The organism is Thalassospira sp. MCCC 1A02491 (assembly GCF_001613785.1).
Classification (GTDB): Bacteria; Pseudomonadota; Alphaproteobacteria; order Rhodospirillales; family Thalassospiraceae; genus Thalassospira; species Thalassospira povalilytica.
Genome location: NZ_LPVX01000030.1, coordinates 66,691 through 86,038, shown reverse-complemented (window position 1 = coordinate 86,038; position 19,348 = coordinate 66,691). Strand labels below are relative to the sequence as shown.

The window sequence follows — 19,348 nt, the reverse complement described above, 5'->3', positions numbered from 1 at the left end:
TGTCTTTTGACACAAAGACATCTGTCGCACGTCCTTCCCCATTGAACAGCGCACTTCATCCAACCGTACAGGTTGCGGTTTGGTTGCATTGCACTAAATCTGGCGCATGTTAGCGCATAATTGACACCTGATCGTCATTTGAACAGGACGATGACAGCAGCCACAATTACAACAATCAAACACAGAGGGGGTAACACATCATGATTTACCGGAACTGGCAGGGTATCGAAATTCCGGCCCTCGGATTTGGGACATACGAACTCAATAATGATGACGCGGCCACAATGGTCGCAGAGGCCGCCAAAATCGGCTATCGCCATTTTGATACCGCCCAGATGTATCATAATGAAGAAGGCGTTGGTCGCGGTCTTAAGGCATCGGGTCTTGCGCGCGATGACTATTTCCTGACCACCAAGGTCTGGTACGACAAGTTCCAAAGCGGTGATTTGCAAACGTCGGTCGTTGAAAGCCTGCGCAAGCTTGATCTTGACCATGTCGATCTTCTGCTTTTGCACTGGCCGACCGACGAAGTCCCGCTTTCCGAAACGCTGGCCGCCCTTAACGAAGTCAAAAACCTTGGCATGACGCGCCTGATCGGGATTTCAAACTTCCCGACGGCTCTGATCGACAAGGCCGTGTCGCTCAGCAACATTCCGCTGACGGTCAACCAGGTCGAATATCACCCCTATCTTGATCAGTCCCGGGTGCTTGAAAACCTGCGTTCGCATGACATGCTGCTGACCGCCTATTGCCCGATTGCACGCGGGACGGTTTTGCATGATCCGGTGCTTAAGGATATCGGTGCGAAATACGGCAAATCCGGCATTCAGGTCACCTTGCGCTGGTTGATGCAGCAAGACAGTGTCATGGCGATCCCGAAATCGGGCTCTCCGAAAAATGCCGCCGCCAATTTCAATATCTTTGATTTTGAATTGTCCGATGAAGACATGGCGGCAATCAACAATCTGTCAAAACCCGACGGCCGCATGATTGACCCGTCCTTTGCCCCGAAATGGGACGAAGCCGCCTGATCGGGACGCTGTTGCGCGGACCATTCCGCACAATAACGCGCAAGATTTTGCCAAGACCGGCTCCTTTCGGGCCGGTCTTTTGCGTTGGCCTGCACGGCAATATCAAAAACGGGCGAATTGACATTGCATTGCAACGCCAGCTTGTTTCGCACATGCGAAAAGCGTAAATTGCTCCCATTCATCAGACAAAAGACTGTTGTCCGACATGGCCCAAACCAACGCATCCATGACCGATACCAACGTATCCACCGCCACACAGGCGCCGTCGAAGAAGGACGATATTTCCCATCGTCTTTACGAAGATGTGCTGGCTTTGCTGCTTGGCACAATGGTGGTATCGCTTGGCGTGACGCTTTATAGCGAAAGCGTTCTGGTTACCGGCAGTACCGCCGGGGCGGCGCTTTTGATCGAACACGCGACGGGGCTGTCCTTTGGCCTGATTTTCTTTGTGATCAACCTGCCCTTCTATTGGCTGGCATTCAAGCGCATGGGCATTGCCTTCACGCTCAAAACCTTTATCGCCGTCGGCCTTGTATCGGGTTTTTCAAAACTGACCCCGATGCTGGTTGATTTTCAGATGCTCAACCCGGTCTATGCGGCAATCTCTGGCGGCGCGCTGATGGGGATTGGCCTGCTCATGCTGTTTCGCCACCGTGCGGGGCTTGGCGGGATCAATATCCTCGCCCTGTATCTGCAGGAACATTTCGGCATCCGCGCCGGTTACTTCCAGCTTGCCGTCGATATGGTGATCCTGGTTATCGCGTTCCTGACCCTGCCCTTTGACAAGGTCCTGCTTTCAATCCTGGGCGCAGTGGTCCTTAACCTGATTATCGCGCTCAACCATCGCCCGGGGCGGTATTTGGCGGCACGGTAATCGGCTGCCTCCAAGCGTCTCCAAGCGCTTCCAAGACCTGCTTACTGTTGGGTTGACCGTTGGGCTTAAGACTACGGCGTGATCAATTCACGAATTGTTTGACGACTGTCGGCACAGGCTGTTTGAACGTCTGTTGCCTTGGACGCAATCGGCAACCGTTGGGCAACAGCCCAAAGCAAAAGATTGCTGTCGATCCGCGTCAGTCCAAGTGCCTCTCCGGCATCGAGAACCACCGAGCACAATTTTTTCGCCTGGGTCGGAAGTTCTGCCCCACTGGCGGCGGCAACATCCTGCAATCTTGTGCTGAACTCTGTTGACGCCAGCAAATAGCTGTAAATCGTGCTGTTTTCAGATAACGGATAGTTCAGCACACGCTCCGGCGCCAATTTGAAATCCGTCGGCAGGCTTTCGACCTGCTCCTGACAGGAAACCTTGTTATTGCCCGTGGTTACTCTTTTTGCGGCAATGAAAAGCGAACGGGTCGGACAATCAAGCGACACATGCCATTCCCCGACATCCAGTGCGTCTCTGAGGCCATTGCTATCAAGGTCTTTGGGCAACCTCAACTTGACCGAGACAATCGGCATGTCTGGCGAGAACTCCTGAAGCAAACTGTCAGACAGGACTTTTTCACTCAGACTAAGCGAAAACAGTTTTCCAAGGGCGCTGTCCCAAATCTGCGCTTCCTTGTCGACCGAATTCTTGGTGAAGGTGGTCAAAAGATCGGATTCAGGTGAAATGACCTTTGTTGCCTCGCGCGCAACATTCAAAGCACTTTGAACAATCTGGCTGTCGGCACTTCTGGATCGTGCCAGTTCGACCGCAATGCTGACGCGTGACCCGGCCCGGATACGCACAAGCTTATTGACCGACTGACCATAAATATCGGTTGACCATGCCTCGCCAACTTCACTGTTGCTGGTATGTGACATTGCGACCACCGGAATAACCGCCGAATAGGCTGGTCGTTCTCCGGCAATATCAACGCGGAAGGTCAGATTTGCCGACAGGGTCTTACCGACAAAGAAACGCGCAATCGCATTTCGACGCTCCTCGTCATAGTCGCGATTCACAACCGACGCCGCGGAACCGGTTCCACCACCGCTTCCCAATGCAACGGCTGTTACTCGCACCCGGGTATAAGTATCGTCCCAAAAACCGATCGTCGCACCGGAACTCTGGCGTTCGACAAGAATGTGGGGTGTTACGTTCAAAACGTTACTGGCCGCGGCACGCGAACCGACATCCCCGTTCCCGCCTGCTGCCGGTTGCTGTTGCCCTCCGTTACCTTGGCCACCACCTGCAACCTGTTGCGTCTCAGCACCTGGCGCGCCTGCGCCCTGCACCGGGGACTGGTTGCCAGCCGGTACGCCCGCACATCCTGCAAGCAGCAGTAAAGTCAGTAATCCAACCCCGCGCATTTCAAGTCCCCCAGATGCATTATCGCCGCAAAAAATAATGAATATAACAACCACATAAATCAACCCATGATTGTTTACGCTTTTGCAACTTCAAGCTGCCCCGGGGATAAGACTTAACCGATGCCCAACGAAAAAACGGGGCGCGAACGCCCCGTTTTGGAAATCTGATTTTTGCGTGCGAATGTCAGAATTCGACTTTGGCACTCAGGATTGCCTGGAACGGCTCCCCGATCTGGTTGCCCAGATTGTTGGTGCCGATCGAGGAGGTGTAATACACCTCGTCAAAGATATTTTTCAGATTGAGCTGGAAGGTGATCGGGTTGCTGGCATCAATCGTGTAGGACGCAAACATGTCCGCAACCGCATAAGCCGGAAGATCATAGGTATTGGTGTTGGTCCCCGGACGATCACCGACCGCACGGACACCACCGCCCGCCCGGAAGTTGCTGGCACCGGGCACCGCAGTCCCGAAATCATAGGCCAGGAACAGCGACCCGGTATGGCGGGCCACATTGGCAAGACGCTTGCCCTTGAGTTCGGGATCCTTTGTCACCCGTGCATCGGTAAAGCCATAGCTTGCAATAATGTCGAGATTTTCGGTAAGCGCCCCGGCCACGTCAATTTCAAGCCCGCGCGAACGCACGGTTCCCGCCGCCTTGACCACGGTTTCGCCACCGACATCTTCGGAATAGGCGACGTTGTTTTTCTCGCTGGTATAAAGCGCGATGTTGGTCGTCAGACCATTGGCGACCTGGTATTTCGTGCCGACTTCATAGGAAATACCTTCTTCCGGGGCAATATTGCCGACATAGCTGCCGATCGAGGATTGCGGACGGAAGGTCTTGGCAACATTGGTATAAAGCGACAGTTGCGGCGTTGCCTTATACACCAGACCGCCATTGGGGATCAGTTCCTGACCATAACGTTCGGTATTGGTCACAAACGGCCGTCCCTTGCCCGCCAGAATGTCGTAATATTGCACACGCAACCCACCAACCAGGATCCACTGGTCATTCAGATGAAGGGCATCGCGCGCATAGGCCGAAACGGTCGACAATGTTTCGGTCTGGTCACTGTCGCTGGCCGAAACGTTCGTACATTCATCCAGATTGCCATAGACCGGATTATAGATATTGAAATTGGTGACGTTGCTACACCGGATCATATCCGTACGCAGCGTATCGCTGTAATCATAGGACGTGCCAAACAGCAGCTCGTTCTTCAACCCCGCCAGTTCGACCTCGCCAGTCAGATCGGCACGCACGGAATGCTTGATCAGGGTTGAATCCTGTGTCGCATCGGCGCGCCGGGTCACATCGCCGGTGCTGGCATTATAGGACCGCACACGCGCCTGGTTGTCGGCATATTTGTTACGGCTGAAGCTGTAATCAAAGCCAAGTTCCCACGCATCGCCAAGATCCTGATTGACTTCGAACTGGACCATATCGGTCTTGCCCTTGGTCACGTTATAGGGCTCGTCAAAGCGAATTTCCGGATCAACATTGACCGCCTTGCCGGTATTGAGATCAAAGATGGTCCCGCGGTCGAACGGCACACTGTATTTTTCGTGGAAGTAACTTAGCGTAATGTCGGTTTCATCGCCTTCCCAGCGAAGGGACGGTGCGATTTGCTGGCGTTCGGTTTCCCCGAAATTGCGCCAGTAATCGGTTTTCTCGTAATCGCCAAGCAACCGGAATGACAGGGATCCGTCTTCCACCAGCGGTCCGGTCACATCGAACCCGGCATTGCCGCCGCCAAAACTGGTCAGGCTTGTATTCACCTCGCCACCGAATTCGGATTGCGGTTTCTTGGTGACGATATTGATCATCCCGCCCGGATCAAGAATGCCATACAATGTCGATGCCGGCCCCTTGACCACTTCGACATGATCGGTCGTGATGTTGAAGCTGCGCGGTGTGGCAACCTTAAGACCGTTCACCAGAATGGAATCGTCACGGTTCGATCCAAATCCGCGGCGAATGATCGCATCCTGCGTCGCGCCAAGCGTATTGGTCTGCGTCACCCCGCTGACATTGGCCAGAACATCATCAAGGCTGCGCGCATCCTGATCTTCGATAACCTGCGATCCGACGACATTGACCACCCGCGGCACATCAATCAACGGGGTTTTGGTCCGGGTCGCAACCGATGTGCTGACCGGCTGATAACCGTCAACCGCATCCTCGCCATCCCCGCTTCGCTGGCTTGCTGTCACGGTGACCGGCTGGGTCGTTACCGCTGTTGCAGTCTCGTCGGTTGACTGCTTTTGGGTTGGTTGCGCTTGCGCGACCTGCTGGATCTGGCTGCCGGCTTCTTGTTCGCCCGCGGCACGGGCATGGTTGACCATCACCCCGCTTATCGATACCGACGCCAGCAACAAGGCCCCGAATTTACAATGTTGCACCTTCATTCTAACCACACTCACAATTCCAGTTAATAATTATTCTTAATTACTTTGAGAGTGGTTATCATTGTCATTTATGTAGTAGTCAAACCCTAGTTTCACCGATTGCCACAAAACCGGCCTGTTTCCGACCTTTTTATGCCATCAAACACCGGTCGAAAACCGCTAAATCACCCCTGTTTTCGATAAAAAGTGAAAAAATATAACCGTTGGTTTCTTGACTACTACAGTCGCAAATGTTTCTCATTTGCTTTTGGAATCTGCGGAATCGCAAAGACTCACCCGATGATCAAAGACGCTCCATCACGCGATGTTGCCCCATTGGCAGCAGAAAAACTGCATGCTGCATTCCGCGAAACACCGGTTTTGCACGATATATCATTGTCCATTCCGCAAAACCGGCTCACGGTTCTGGTCGGGCCAAACGGTTCTGGCAAGTCGACATTGCTTTCGACTTTGTCGCGTCTGATGTCCCCGGCAAAGGGCACGGTTTACCTTGCCGGCAAGGATATCCATACCCTGCCCACGCGTGATGTCGCCCGCAAACTGGGCATTCTGCCGCAAAGCCCGGTCCTGCCCGAAAGCCTTAATGTCTATGATCTGGTGTCGCGCGGCCGTTACCCCCATCAGGGGCTTTTCCGGCAATGGAGCAATGCCGACGAAAAGGCCGTCCATCACGCGATGGAAATCACCGACACCGCAAGCTTTGCTCAAACACCGGTCAATGCCTTGTCCGGTGGTCAGCGCCAGCGGTGCTTTATCGCCATGGCACTGGCACAGGAAACCGACATCATCCTGCTTGATGAACCGACAACCTATCTTGATCTGCGTTATCAGGTCGATGTCATGAAACTGATCGCGGAATTGTGTCGCAGCCACGGCCGGACAATCGTCACCGTTCTGCATGACCTTAACTTTGCCATGCAATATGCCGATCACCTGATTTTCCTTAAAGACGGTAAAATACATTGCACAATCGATGATCCGAAATCCTGTTCAGCCAACCTGATTTCAGATGTTTTTTCCACCGACGTCATCCGGCTGGTGGATCCGGATTCCGGCATTCCGGTATTCATTCCGCGCCATAACGCTGGCAAGTCCCCTTTGCCATCCGCATCACCATCAAATGCCGCCCCGGCCGGATGTGCACCGTGAGAACGGAACGGCTGTCGGGGGTACATGTGGCATCGCGTCCGATTCTTGGCTTTGCCACCCTGCTGGTCCTGATTTCGACACTTTATCTTATGGTCGGGCCGCGTCTGATCGGGCTGGACAGCCTGCTTGGCCTTGCAAACGGTTTTGATGCCGGCAGTTTTGATCACCGCGTTCTTCAAACCATTCGCATGCCGCGACTTGTCGCGGCCCTGACCACCGGTGCGTGTCTTGGCCTGTCGGGTCTGTTGTTACAGGGGCTTTTGCGCAACCCGTTGGGTGAACCCCATATTCTGGGACTGAATGCCGGGGCGACACTTGCGGTTGTTGTGGCAACAGCGGCCCCAATGGGCCTTGCCACCGACGGCATTGCCCGCCCGTTGATTGCCGCGACCGGTGGCGGTTTGCTGTTTCTGGCGACGATTGTTTTTGCCTCTGCCGGGAAATCGGGCATGACGTTGCTTAAGGTCACCTTTTGCGGGATTGCCTTTTCCGCGCTGGCATCGGCAGTGACATCGGCCATTCTTATACTTGATGATGACACCCTTGATCAGGTGCGTCTTTGGATGGTCGGGGATCTGGCCGGGGCCCGGATGGATACCCTTTGGGCGTCTTCTTGGTTGCTGGTGCCAGCCGTGATCGCCGCGCTTTATGTTTCAAGTTGCCTGAACGCGCTGGCACTTGGCGATGATGTGGCAACCGGACTTGGCATTTCCGTTCGGCGGGTACGCCTGATCGGTATCATTGCCGCCGCCCTGTTTTGCGGGATCGCGGTCGCAATCGCAGGTCCGATCGGCTTTGTCGGGTTGATTGTGCCCAATCTGGTCCGCCGCTTTGTCAGCGATTACCGATTATCCGTACCGCTTGTCGCATTGGGTGGTGCGGGCTTGCTGGCCCTTGCCGATCTGGCAGCCCGGCTTGTGATGCTGCCCCACGAAATTCCCACCGGACTTGCCACCGCCTTTGTTGGCGCACCGGTCTTTATCATTCTGGTGGCAAGGGCGCTGCGATGACCATGCCATTCAAACAGCCCCGTGCCACCGGCCATCACCAGATCAGGATCGGCCGCCTTGAAATGCGCCTGCATATCGTGCACACCGTCATCCTTTTCCTTGCGACATCGGGGCTGATTGCCGGGGTATTCTGGGCAATCACACTGGGCAGTCAGGATATCCTGCCGGCTGGTCTGATCGCCGTCATGTCCGGTGATGTGACATTATCCCCCACAGCACAGGCGATATTGACAGAATTGCGCCTGCCACGGGTTGTTCTTGCCGTTTTGTGCGGGGCGATGCTGGGGCTTTCGGGGGCATCGATGCAGTCACTGACCCGCAATGGTCTTGCGGATCCGGGGCTTCTTGGCGTGCGCGAAGGATCCATTCTGGTCATTTTGTGCCTGACCCTGTTTGGCCCGTCCCTGCCCGCCATTTCATATCCGGTACTGGGCACGATTGGTGGTTTGCTGGTGGCTGCAATGACGGTTGCCATCGCGCGATCGACCTCGAACCTGCGCTTTGTGCTGATTGGTATCGGGCTGTCGTGGTTTTTATCGGCACTGGTGGCCATGATCCTTGTGTCGCTTGACGCCAGCGACGCCCAGCCATTGCTTCTTTGGGTTACCGGCAGTCTGGCATCCGCCACCTGGGATATCGTCCCGGTCGCAGCGGGACTTCTGCTTGTCAATTTTGTGCTGCTTCTGGGCTGCGCACGGTCGGCTGATGTCATGTCCCTTGGCGCACAGACCGCCACCGGACTTGGCGTACGGCTTGGCCGGACATCGGCGATCCAGCTTCTGGCGGCAACCATGCTTTCGGCAACATGTGTCTCGACCATTGGCGGGATCGGCTTTATCGGCCTGATTGCCCCGCACCTGACCAAACTTGTCATTGGCAACCACAGCCAGGCATCGGTTCTTGCGGCCAGCGCCCTGGTCGGCGGGCTGTTGTTGCTGGCATCCGATACCATTGGCCGGGTTGCGTTTTTACCCCTGCAACTGCCAGCCGGCATTGTTCTTGCCGTGATTGGTGTGCCGGTTCTTCTGATCCTGCTTTGGAAACGCCGCGATGAACTTTAGGACGATCTTGATGGCAATACCCGTTGTGTTTTCATGCAATCAGCACCCGGTTGCGCGCGATCGCATATCCCCGCGCCCCCTGTCTCCTCATTTCATATCCCGACGGGTCACAGCTACTATTGCCGCCTTCGTCGCGGTCCTTCTGTGGGGCATGACCGTGCAGGCAAAAACATTCACCGATGACCTTGGCCGGGATGTCGAGGTGCCGGACCATCCGGCGCGGATCATTTCGCTATATGATGTGGATGTCACCATTCCGCTGATTGAACTTGGCGTTTTTCCAATCGCCAGTCACGGGCGTATCGGCCTTGACGGGACGCCATATTTGCGGTCATCCCGGCTTTTGACCGGGGTGGATTTTGACAATTCCGACATCCGCTATATCGGATCGACCGAGATTGATCTTGAAACCATCACCGCCCTGGCGCCCGATCTGATCATTACCGCCCCGGGCCGGGCCAGTGCAATCGAACCGCTTCAAGCGATTGCACCGACGGTTTCACTTGATGCCGCGCGGCTGGGTGGCCCCCATGTGTATCAAAAGCTCGCTGAGCTGACCGGACGGCAAGATGCCCTGAAATATCTAGAATCCCGTTATCAGGCCAATATCGCCGCCCTGAAACGCAATCTGAACCCGTCGGACATCACCGTCAGTGTGCTTCAGCCCCTTAATGGCAAGATCAATATTTATCATACCTATCGATCACTGGGGCGGGTGCTGCGCGATGCCGGGTTCAAGTTCCCCGCACTGATTGACAATATCACCCCTTCCGGTCGCCTTCAGGTCAGCCCGGAATATCTTCCCGATCTTGATGCCGATTACATATTCGATCCGTTCCGCGATGACCGTAACAATGGTGCCAAGGCCGAAATCAGGGCAATGAACGATATCTTTCCCGATTTCTGTCGTTTCCTCCGGGCCTGCCGCGATGGCCGCTATGTCCTGGTGTCGCGTGAAATCGCGATTTCGAATTCCTATGGCGCGCTTTCGATGATGACCGCTCTGATCACGTCGCACATTGTTGCCGACCGGTTCCGGCCGCCATCCGGTCATGCGACCAAATCACCGGAAAACGCACCGAAACCCTGAATGCGGTGCACCGCCTGTTGCATCCTTCATCAAACCGGGAGTAGCCCGTGTCCAAGAATTTCACTGAAAATCCCGTTGATCGTTTTGCCGAACGCATCAATGCCCGCGCAGACCGCCTGTCCCCCAGCATGCAACTGGTTGCCGAATATATCCGCGATAATCTGAGCGCGACCCTGTCACAATCGGCCCTTGAGATCGCCCACATCACCGATACATCCGATGCCACGGTGATCAGAACGGTTCAGGCTGTCGGCTTTACCGGTCTTCGCGATCTTAAGGAAACCATCGAAGGTTTCTTTATCGCCACCAATTCGCCAACCGCAAAAATGGCGTCGACAACATCGGATGTTGCCAATGATGCTGATACCGCCATCGATTTCATGGTCGAAGATCAGCTTAACGCCATGCGCGAACTGGGCCAGCCCCACAACCGTGCCGGAATGCGCAAGGCGGTCGAACTGCTGTCTGGCGCTAACCGGATCGGTGTATCGGGGATTGGGGCATCTGGCATTATCGCATCCTATGCCGCCCGCCTTTTTTCTCGCAGCGGCTATCCCGCCTATGAACTCAACCGCACCGGCATATCATTGGCCGAACAATTGATCGAGGTCGGACCAGGCGACGTGATTGTCATGCTGGGTCATGGCCGCCTGCATCGCGAAGCCAGCGCCACCGTTGCCGAGGCCGAACGCCTGTCGGTTCCCCTGATCGGGATTGTCACATCTGACAAAAGCCCGCTGATCAAAATCGCCGAAGCCGCAATCGTCCTGCCGCGTTCCAAAAGCGATCAGGTCGCCCTGCACGCCCCCATGATGTGTTGCCTGGAAACCATGATGATCGGCCTTGCTGCGGCCAATCCGGCCAAGCCGCTTGCCACACTTGAACGCATCGTTGAAATCCGCAACCGCATCCGCCCGAAAAAGTAAAACCGCCGCTGCCGTCACGACGACGGACGCGCGCGGCTGGCACGGAAAGGTCGAAACATCCGGATAACAGACTGATAAAAAAAGAAAAAATGGCGATCCCTGCAGGACTCGAACCTGCAACCTACAGATTAGAAGTCTGTTGCTCTATCCAGTTGAGCTAAGGGACCGCTGGGTGGGGGTGGTTTGCTTATCCCCCGGGGCACGGCATTGGTCGCCTGCCCGGCATGTTTGCAGGGTTTAACGTCCCCTGTCAGACGAAACGGGGCGGATGTCCGCCCCGATGGTATGGTCAGCCGGTAACAGCCAGTCCGCAATCAGACAACGCGTTTGAACGCGAAATTGTCGGCATAGGACTTGATCTGGACCTTGCGCGGCTTGGGCTGTTCGATATCGGCGATCAGCTTGTGCTTGGCGGCAAAGGCCTGGGCTTCTTCAAGGGTATCGAAATACATGCGGACCTGGCCACGGGTATCGGTTGATCCGATCCACCCCATCAGCTGATCGGCGACTTTTTTCGCACCCGGTTCAAATTCCATAACCCAGTGCTTGGTCGCAGCCTGACCGGACTGCATGGCGTTTTTGGCAGGTTTATAAACACGGACCTTCATCGGGACCCTCGTCTTGACCGTCGGGATAAGATGGTTATGGCAGTTTAACGGGCCTCTCTAACCCCTGCCAATACTTCATCTTTTACACCTTTTGTCGCGAATTGGAAATCCTGTTGGATCACCGTCAGACAACAAAAAGGGAAATGGTCGGGAAGGCGAGATTCGAACTCGCGACCCCCTGCTCCCAAAGCAGGTACGCTACCAGACTGCGCTACTCCCCGACGCGGATGTGGATTTAGCACCATAATGCCGGGTGGGCAAGACCGCATTATGCGTTTTTTCCGAAAAACATGCACAAAAACCAAAGGCCGCAGATATGGTCTGCGGCCTTGCTATTGCTGATTGATCTTTTGACTGTGGGCGGGTTGGCCACAACGCCCTAGCGCGGCAGGCCTTCTACCTTTTCGCCAACCTCAAAGCCCATCTTGTCGGCCGAGCCACCATTCAGCTCAAGCACGAAGCGCACCGGCTTTGGCGACGGGATGATGGTTTCCGATTGCGGTACCGTGCGCTTTTCAATGCCGACAATCGTGCCACTGGCATCAATGAACAACATATCAAGCGAAATGAAGGTATTCTTCATCCACATTGAAATGTCACGCGCGCCGCCGAAATCAAACAGCATCCCGGCATCACTGGCCATTTCGGTGCGGAACATCAGGCCGCGCGATCGTTCTTCCGGGGTGACGGCCATTTCGACATTATAGACCTCACCATCAACGAGAATGCGCGATCGTTCAAATCCGGTTGCCTTTGCATTAAGCCCCGCAACCACTGCTGCGCTGATAAAGCACACCACCAAAGCCATCTGAATAAACGACTTCATACCCCATACCCTCTTAGTCTTCTGACGCGTTCCCGGACCTCGTCCCGGATTGCGCCGCCCCGCCATGGATCCGCCAAAGTTGTAAACAACTCGTTGGCCGGCTGTCTGCCACGACTATGCGACCATTTTATGACACGCAGGATATTTTCCGCTGTGATGGGTAACACAGGTGGTATTTCGATCCCGTTAATGGTCGCCCACACCCCGGACCAACAGCGTGCAACCCCATATGGACTATATCCTCCGCCGCCAAGAACAAGACTTCTTGGCGCCAATCTGGTCATCGCCCCCACGACTTCCCAGATCGATTGATTGCCCAAAAGCTGTTTTGAAAGTGGATCCTCGGCAAGAGTATCACATCCACATTGTAAAACAATAGCTTGCGGTACAAAACTTAATGCAAGAGGAATCAAATATTCAAAAAGAACGAACCGCATCTCGTCGTCATTCATCCCGCCCGGCATCGGCAGGTTGCGGGCCATGCCCCCGGCCACGTCATCAATCGTGCCGGTCTTGGGCCATAAATCTTCCTGATGCATGGAAACGGTCAGAACCCGGTCGTCTTCGGCAAAGGCATATTGCACGCCATCCCCGTGATGGGCGTCAATATCAACATACAACACCCGATCCAGCCCCGAATCGAGAAGCGCATAAATCCCCAGAACCGGGTCGTTGAAGTAACAAAATCCCGATGCCCGGTCGCGCAACCCGTGGTGCGTCCCCCCGGCCGGATGATGGATGATGCCGCCATCGGCAATCAATTGCGCCGCCAGGATCGATGATCCGGCCGCAGTCGCCGGACGCCGGAAAATTTCCGGATAGATCGGATTGCCATTTTTACCCAGACCAAACCGGACCATAATCTCCTCGGGAAGGGACTGGTCACGTTCGGCCTGCATGACGGCATCGACATATTCCGGGTCATGAAACCTCGCCAGTTGATCGGGGGTTGCCACCGGCCCCGTCAAATAGGTGCTTTCATCCACCCAGCCCAGCGCATGCACCATATCAACCACCAGCGACACCCGCGGGATCGCCAATGGATGTTTCGGCCCGTAACTGGACCCGCGGTAAATTTCGGCGGCAATCATGCGCGGGGTTATGTCACCCCGACGATAATCAGGAAGGGTTTCGGGTAAGATGGTCACAACAGATGTCAGTCAATTTCAACGGCAGGATCCCCACAGCATTGCGTGCATTCACGCCATTCTGCAAGGGCTGATTACAGCGATCTGACACATCGATCATCGTTGTTTATCGCGCGCACCGCCTGACACAAATTGTCACAAAACTTGACGGACGCGTTTTGACTGCGCATAGTCCCGTCATCTCCGGGGGGGCCGATCGTAAATCGGCTGAGAGGTTCGGTGTTGCCGAACGACCCTTTGAACCTGAACCGGTTAAGACCGGCGTAGGAAGGATCGAATGCGCGACACAGAACAAGCGCCCCAGCAGGCGCAAAATCCAACCAGTTTCGATATCCACCTGTCGGGTGCTCGTGTGGCATTTGGCGGCGTTGATATTTTTGATGATCTTGACCTGACCCTTCGGGCCGGAAGCTTTACCTGTTTGCTCGGTCCCAGCGGCGTTGGCAAAAGCACGCTTTTGCGCTTCCTTGCCGGTCTGGTCGAAGGCGATGTTAGCGGTAACATCACCTGTTCTGACGGCAGTATCCTTAAGAACCGCATCGCCTATATGGCGCAGCAGGATTTGCTTTTGCCCTGGCGCACGGTGCGCGAAAATGTCGAACTTGGTGCGGTCTTGCGCGGGGAACGTCCCGATCATGCGCGCGCCGAACACCTGATCGCCGAAGTCGGCTTGACCGATGCCGCCCATCTGCGCCCGGCAAAGCTTTCGGGGGGCATGAAACAGCGTGCCGCCCTTGCCCGCACCCTGATGGAGGACCGCCCTGTTGTCCTGATGGATGAACCGTTTTCGGCCCTTGACCCAGTCAATCGGTTACGTTTGCAGGAACTGGCCGCACGGGTTTTGCGCGGCAAGACGGTGTTGCTGGTAACTCACGACCCGCTTGAAGCATTGCGTCTTGGCGATCATGTTCATGTCCTGTCGGGTGCCCCGGCCACCCTTGCCAATGCCATCACGCCAGATGGTCAAAGCCCGCGCAACATCAACGATCCCGCCATTCTGGCCCAGCAGGCCGAATTGCTGCGCCAACTTGGTGCAGATATCAGCACGGGTTATGGTTCGGAGGCTGCGTCATGAGCCTTCAAAACAATCCTCATACCCATAAAAAACCACTGACAGAACGCCGCTGGTTGATGCTTGCCCGGCCACTGATCATTGTGGTTGCGCTGATTGCAACATGGCAGGCGCTGGTTCTGATTACCGGTGCGCCGAAATACATGCTGCCAACGCCCGCAGATGTCTGGGCCACCCTGATTGCCCGGCATGATGTTTTGCTTGATCACGCGCAATATACCATTGCCGAAACGGTGATTGGCCTGTTTGCCGGTGCGGCACTTGGTACGCTGGCGGCCATTCCGATGGCGCTGTTTTCGCCGGTCCGGTTCTGGTTGATGCCGATCCTTCTGGTGTCGCAGGCCATTCCGTTCTTTGCACTGGCCCCTCTTCTCGTGCTTTGGCTGGGCTTTGGTCTGGCATCCAAGATTGCCATGGCCGCCCTGATCATTTTCTTCCCGGTAACGGTCGCCTTCTTTGACGGGTTGGCGCGGACCGAAACCGGCTGGCTTGATCTGGCACGGACCATGGGGGCAAGTCGCTGGCGACTTTTGACCCACATCCGCCTGCCCGCTGCCCTTCCGGCCTTTGCATCGGGTTTCCGGGTTGCCACCGCCGTTGCCCCGATCGGGGCAGTAATCGGGGAATGGGTGGGGTCCAGTCACGGGCTTGGCTATCTGATGTTGCATGCCAATGCCCGGGTTCAGATTGATATGGTTTTTGCCTGTCTTCTGATCCTGTGCGCCTTTTCGATCACGCAATATTTCATTGTCGATCGCGTCCTGCGCGCCGCCCTGCCCTGGCAGCCCGACAGCCTGAAACCGGTTCGGTAATACAATTCCCCGCTGCCCGATTGGCCGCGGTTTAAATCCTCATACGAATAATTTGGCGCATCTTACGGAGGTTCATCCATGTCACGCCTTAAATCCATGATCACCGCGACCGCATTGGGCGCAATGGTTCTTGGCACGTCCTCAACGGCCTTTGCCGCCGACAAGCTGGTCATTCTTCTGGACTGGTTTGTAAACCCGGATCACGCACCGCTGATCGTTGCCAAGGAAAAGGGCTTCTTTGCCAAGCATGATCTTGATGTCGAACTGATCGAACCAAGCGACCCGTCCGCCCCGCCGCGCCTTGTTGCTGCCGGTCAGGGGGATGTTGCGGTCAATTATCAGCCCCAGCTTCATGTGCAGGCCGCCGAAGGATTGCCGCTGACCCGTATTGGTACGCTGGTTGCCACCCCGCTTAACAGCCTAATTGTTCTTGAAGATGGCCCGATCAAGAAAATCGCGGACCTTAAGGGCAAGAAAATCGGCTATTCGCTGGCCGGGTTCGAAGATGCGCTTCTGGGCACCATGCTGGGCAATCACGGTGTGTCGATGGATGATGTCGAGCTGATCAATGTGAACTTCTCGCTGTCGCCGTCGCTTTATTCCGGACAGGTTGACGCGATCATTGGCGGCTATCGCAACTTTGAGCTCAATCAGATGGAAATCGAAGGCAAACCGGGCAAGGCATTCTATGTCGAGGAAGAAGGCGTTCCGCCCTATGACGAGCTGATCCTGACCGTACGCAATGACAAGCTCGATGATCCGCGCTTTGCCCGTATGCTCGCCGCCCTCGAAGAAGGCGTGCAGTACCTGATCAACCATCCCGATGACAGCTGGAAGGCCTTTATTGCGGCCTATCCGAACCTTGATGACGAACTCAATATCAAGGCATGGGCCGATACCTTGCCGCGCTTTGCCCTGCGTCCGGCCGTCCTTGATAAAAACCGCTATGCGCGTTTTGCCGATTACATGGTGCAGCAGGGCCTGATTGCAGAAAGCCCGGCACTTGAAACCTATGCCACGGTGATTGAATAAAATTCAGTCCCCCCTGCTTCCGCAGCGCTTTCCCGGTGGATGCGGAAGTTTCAGGAAGGCCGGAACGTGTCCCCCGCGTTCCGGCCTTTTTCATGCGACACCAATCATGACGCGTGTCATTGGCACTTGCGTTTACCTTCTGGTCACCAGACCTTGTGACAGACATAATCACATGATTGTTTTGATGGCAGGAACAGACGCGTGCAAACCCAATCCCGACACGATCACCATACCGAAACCGGTTTTGAAAACCGTCACCCCCTGCCCGATCCGGTCAAACGGTCGTTCTGGCGTTTTTTGAAACTGCGTTTGTCGGGCGATTACAAATGGCCAAAAGCAACCGAGCAAATCGGCAAAATCGCGACCGAAACACCTGATTTTGCGGCCATCCAAAATCCCGACCCGACCCGTTTGCAGGTCACCTGGGTCGGTCATGCCACGGTTCTGGTGCAATATGGCGGCCTTAACATCCTGACCGATCCGGTCTTTTCCGATCGCGCATCACCGTTCAAGCGACTGGGCCCGAAACGATACAGCCAGCCGGGCTTAAGCATCGATCAGTTGCCCAAGCTTGATCTGGTGTTGCTGTCGCACAATCATTACGACCATTTCGATCTTGCCAGCCTGACCGTTCTTGGCGATGTGCCGCGTTATGTGTTGCCGCTTAAAAACGGGCCGTTGCTTGAAAAGGCAGGCATCACTCCTGATCGCTATGTCGAACTTGATTGGGATGAAAGCCATCATCACGGGGATGTCAAAATCACCCATGTACCGTCCAACCATTGGTCAAGCCGCACCACCAAGGACCGCAAGGAAATGCTGTGGGGTGGTTACATCCTTGACTTCGCCGATGGCTACCGGTTCTATTTTGTCGGCGATACCGGCTGGAACGAGGCCCTGTTTACCGAACTGGGCCAGCAGCATGGCGGGATTGATTTCGGCCTGATCCCGATCGGAGCCTATGACCCGCGCGATTTCATGCGCAATTCCCACTGCAATCCCGAAGAAGCCGTTCAGATCATGCAGGCAATGGGCGTCAAACAGGCACTTGCCATCCATTGGGGGACATTCGTTCTGACGGCCGAACCGGTTGATGAACCGCCCAGGCGACTGGCATCGGCCCGCAAGGAAGCGGGTCTTGGCGATGATGACTTTATTGCCCCGCCGATTGGCGCGACCAGGTTCTTTGCAGGCAAGCAGGCCACGGCGACCCCGGAACCGCATGCCAATTCGATCAGCGCCGAATAACAAACAAAACCGGCAGCGCGCAAACGCTGCCGGTTTCGTCCGATCCACGACCACCCATTGGGAGACGGGCGATCCGCATCGTTTCTGATCTGCAAGGAAACGCCGTCCCGCACATCATTAAGGATACGTTATAACATTACATTTGTTCTGCAAGGAAATTCTGAAGGGATAACGGGATGATGTGACACCGCTTACACCATCCCGTCCAAACTTTGATAATGCGGGATTTAGACCCGCGTGCGTGGACGGCGGACCGAGCCGTCTTCAAACCGTGAAAGTTCCATTCCCGCAAGGGTAATCGATGGCTGTCCGGTGGTGATCCAGTCTGCCAGAACCTTGCCGACCACCGGCCCCATGGCAAATCCATGCCCCGAAAAACCGGTGGCGACAAAGAAGTGCTTGGGATTATCGAACTGATCAATGACCGGCACGGCATCCGGGGTGACATCAATATCACCGGCCCATTTATCAACGATGCCGACCTGTTTGATTTGCGGGAAAACCTTTTGCAGATTTGCCATCGCGTTGCTGACACGCACCTTATAGGGCTCGGCCTGATTGGTGCGCCGTCCGATCATTGGTTGTTTCGATGCTTCTGATCCCGGCAGACGGTCGACCAGATCATCAAAGAACCGCTTGTTAAAGTGGAATTTGAAAGTCGCCCAGTTATCAAAAAGCCCCGGCGCAAAGGCCTTGGCATATTTGAAACGGCCAAGGGTCAGATCAATATCGGTCATGAATTCATCCGCAATATTCATCGACCCGTCAGTGCGCTGTCGAAAGGCCAGACCCGCAGCAAGCGTCCCGGCAGCCGAGATATCGGGCACGGGCGTTGTACGGATCACGGTGCCACGCGTGGTTTGCTGCGGCAGTCGGCGGCCGAATTTGGCAACGAATTTATGGGTGGCCGCACCCGCGGCACAGATCACATATTTGCATTTGATCTCGCCCCTTTCCGAAACCACCGAACTGATGGCACCCGCAGTTGTTTCAATCGAAAGCGCGCCGCATCCCTCAGCAATCACCGCGCCCATTTCGCTGGCACGTCTGGCGATGGCCGGTGCAGCTTTTTTCGGTTCTGCCTGGCCGTCCGATGGCGTGTAAATACCCCCGACACCGGGTGTTGTGATGCCCGGCGTGATGTTCTCGACACCTTTTGGTGACAGCACCCGGGTTTCGATATCAAAGCCCTTGGCGTCTTCGATCCATTGTTCGTAATCGGCCATTTCCGCGTCATCGCGCGCCACAAACAGAACCCCGCCCTGACGCCATTCAAGATCGGCATTCAGTTCCTTTTCCAACCCCTGCCAGATGCGGTTGCATTCGATCATCAGCGGCAATTCAACCGGATCGCGTCCCTGTTGACGGACAAATCCCCACGCCCGGCCTGACTGATGGGATGCAACCGTATCCTTTTCCAGAAGAACCACCTTCATCCCCGCCTTGGTCAGGTAATAGGCGCTGGAAGATCCATGGATTCCGCCACCGATGACGACAACGTCGCATTCCTTTGGCAGGGTGATTTCGGGGTAATTGGTCATGTCGGGGCCTCTGGATTGGATTACAGTTTGGTGTGTGGCGCGAACCACGTTATGTTGCGCGGCAATAAATCTCAACAAAATCAGGTAGC

17 protein-coding genes, 2 tRNA genes and 1 riboswitch are annotated in these 19,348 nt (G+C 55.4%); of the genes, 11 read left to right on the top strand and 8 right to left on the bottom strand.

All coding sequences use genetic code 11. The features are described 5' to 3' along the window. The first annotated feature begins 200 nt into the window (after positions 1-200). Positions 201-1,031, top strand: a complete 831-nt coding sequence (locus AUQ42_RS11855; protein WP_068519293.1) for an aldo/keto reductase — start codon at positions 201-203, stop codon at positions 1,029-1,031. Positions 1,032-1,236: 205 nt separating this feature from the next. Continuing rightward, on the top strand, positions 1,237-1,905 hold the full coding sequence (locus tag AUQ42_RS11850; protein ID WP_336107334.1) for a YitT family protein: 669 nt from the start codon (positions 1,237-1,239) through the stop codon (positions 1,903-1,905). Positions 1,906-1,976: 71 nt separating this feature from the next. Here AUQ42_RS11850 and AUQ42_RS11845 read toward each other — a convergent pair whose 3' ends face one another. Together AUQ42_RS11845 and AUQ42_RS11840 are read right to left on the bottom strand one after the other, a co-directional pair. Then, positions 1,977-3,326 carry a hypothetical protein gene (locus AUQ42_RS11845; protein ID WP_156480879.1) on the bottom strand — a complete coding sequence of 450 codons (1,350 nt, stop codon included), beginning with the start codon at positions 3,324-3,326 and terminating at the stop codon, positions 1,977-1,979. A 184-nt stretch (positions 3,327-3,510) separates the two neighbouring features. Further along, a complete protein-coding gene (locus tag AUQ42_RS11840; protein WP_197460842.1) occupies positions 3,511-5,736 on the bottom strand; it encodes a TonB-dependent siderophore receptor in 2,226 nt (741 codons plus the stop codon). Positions 5,737-6,015: 279 nt separating this feature from the next. On the opposite strand from AUQ42_RS11840, the gene AUQ42_RS11835 reads away from it, so the two are divergent. The 5 genes from AUQ42_RS11835 to AUQ42_RS11815 are packed head-to-tail and all read left to right on the top strand — an operon-like array spanning position 6,016 to position 10,972. Next, positions 6,016-6,885, top strand: coding sequence for an ABC transporter ATP-binding protein (locus AUQ42_RS11835; RefSeq protein WP_068519290.1), 870 nt, complete (start codon positions 6,016-6,018; stop codon positions 6,883-6,885). Then, the gene (locus AUQ42_RS11830) at positions 6,882-7,895 is read left to right on the top strand and encodes an iron ABC transporter permease (RefSeq protein WP_197460841.1); all 1,014 of its coding nucleotides are present in this window, start codon (positions 6,882-6,884) and stop codon (positions 7,893-7,895) included. The genes AUQ42_RS11835 and AUQ42_RS11830 overlap by 4 nt, the downstream gene beginning before the upstream one ends. Further along, positions 7,892-8,956, top strand: coding sequence for an iron ABC transporter permease (locus AUQ42_RS11825; protein ID WP_068519288.1), 1,065 nt, complete (start codon positions 7,892-7,894; stop codon positions 8,954-8,956). Before AUQ42_RS11830 ends, AUQ42_RS11825 begins: the two co-directional genes overlap by 4 nt. A 10-nt stretch (positions 8,957-8,966) precedes the next feature. Next, positions 8,967-10,046: an ABC transporter substrate-binding protein gene (locus AUQ42_RS11820; protein ID WP_197460840.1), complete on the top strand. Its 1,080-nt coding sequence runs from the start codon at positions 8,967-8,969 to the stop codon at positions 10,044-10,046. 47 nt (positions 10,047-10,093) lie between these two features. Continuing rightward, the gene (locus AUQ42_RS11815) at positions 10,094-10,972 is read left to right on the top strand and encodes a MurR/RpiR family transcriptional regulator (protein WP_068519287.1); all 879 of its coding nucleotides are present in this window, start codon (positions 10,094-10,096) and stop codon (positions 10,970-10,972) included. Between the two features lie 90 nt (positions 10,973-11,062). Here AUQ42_RS11815 and AUQ42_RS11810 read toward each other — a convergent pair. From AUQ42_RS11810 to AUQ42_RS11790, 5 genes are all read right to left on the bottom strand, one after another. Next, positions 11,063-11,139, bottom strand: a tRNA-Arg gene (locus tag AUQ42_RS11810). A 147-nt stretch (positions 11,140-11,286) separates the two neighbouring features. Continuing rightward, positions 11,287-11,580: an ETC complex I subunit gene (locus tag AUQ42_RS11805; RefSeq protein ID WP_068519286.1), complete on the bottom strand. Its 294-nt coding sequence runs from the start codon at positions 11,578-11,580 to the stop codon at positions 11,287-11,289. A 144-nt stretch (positions 11,581-11,724) separates the two neighbouring features. Further along, positions 11,725-11,801 (bottom strand) — tRNA-Pro (locus AUQ42_RS11800). Positions 11,802-11,959: 158 nt separating this feature from the next. Next, positions 11,960-12,406 (bottom strand): DUF192 domain-containing protein, encoded by a 447-nt coding sequence (locus tag AUQ42_RS11795; protein WP_068519285.1) that lies wholly within the window; start codon positions 12,404-12,406, stop codon positions 11,960-11,962. After that, a complete protein-coding gene (locus AUQ42_RS11790; protein WP_231856752.1) occupies positions 12,403-13,554 on the bottom strand; it encodes an acetoin utilization protein AcuC in 1,152 nt (383 codons plus the stop codon). The genes AUQ42_RS11795 and AUQ42_RS11790 overlap by 4 nt, the downstream gene beginning before the upstream one ends. A gap of 175 nt (positions 13,555-13,729) precedes the next feature. Beyond that, a riboswitch (TPP riboswitch) is annotated at positions 13,730-13,841 on the top strand. Between AUQ42_RS11790 and AUQ42_RS11785 the strand changes: the two genes are divergently transcribed. The 4 genes from AUQ42_RS11785 (at position 13,832) to AUQ42_RS11770 (ending at position 17,718) form a co-directional block, all read left to right on the top strand. After that, positions 13,832-14,629: an ABC transporter ATP-binding protein gene (locus AUQ42_RS11785; protein ID WP_068519284.1), complete on the top strand. Its 798-nt coding sequence runs from the start codon at positions 13,832-13,834 to the stop codon at positions 14,627-14,629. It overlaps the preceding riboswitch by 10 nt. Continuing rightward, the gene (locus AUQ42_RS11780; protein ID WP_082817832.1) at positions 14,626-15,438 is read left to right on the top strand and encodes an ABC transporter permease; all 813 of its coding nucleotides are present in this window, start codon (positions 14,626-14,628) and stop codon (positions 15,436-15,438) included. Before AUQ42_RS11785 ends, AUQ42_RS11780 begins: the two co-directional genes overlap by 4 nt. Before the next feature lie 78 nt (positions 15,439-15,516). Continuing rightward, positions 15,517-16,470, top strand: a complete 954-nt coding sequence (locus tag AUQ42_RS11775) for an ABC transporter substrate-binding protein (RefSeq protein WP_068519283.1) — start codon at positions 15,517-15,519, stop codon at positions 16,468-16,470. A gap of 201 nt (positions 16,471-16,671) precedes the next feature. Then, on the top strand, positions 16,672-17,718 hold the full coding sequence (locus AUQ42_RS11770) for an MBL fold metallo-hydrolase (protein WP_068519282.1): 1,047 nt from the start codon (positions 16,672-16,674) through the stop codon (positions 17,716-17,718). Between the two features lie 227 nt (positions 17,719-17,945). Here the strand turns inward: AUQ42_RS11770 and AUQ42_RS11765 are convergent, their stop codons facing one another. Next, positions 17,946-19,259 carry an FAD-binding oxidoreductase gene (locus tag AUQ42_RS11765; RefSeq protein ID WP_068519281.1) on the bottom strand — a complete coding sequence of 438 codons (1,314 nt, stop codon included), beginning with the start codon at positions 19,257-19,259 and terminating at the stop codon, positions 17,946-17,948. Between the last annotated feature and the right edge of the window lie 89 nt (positions 19,260-19,348).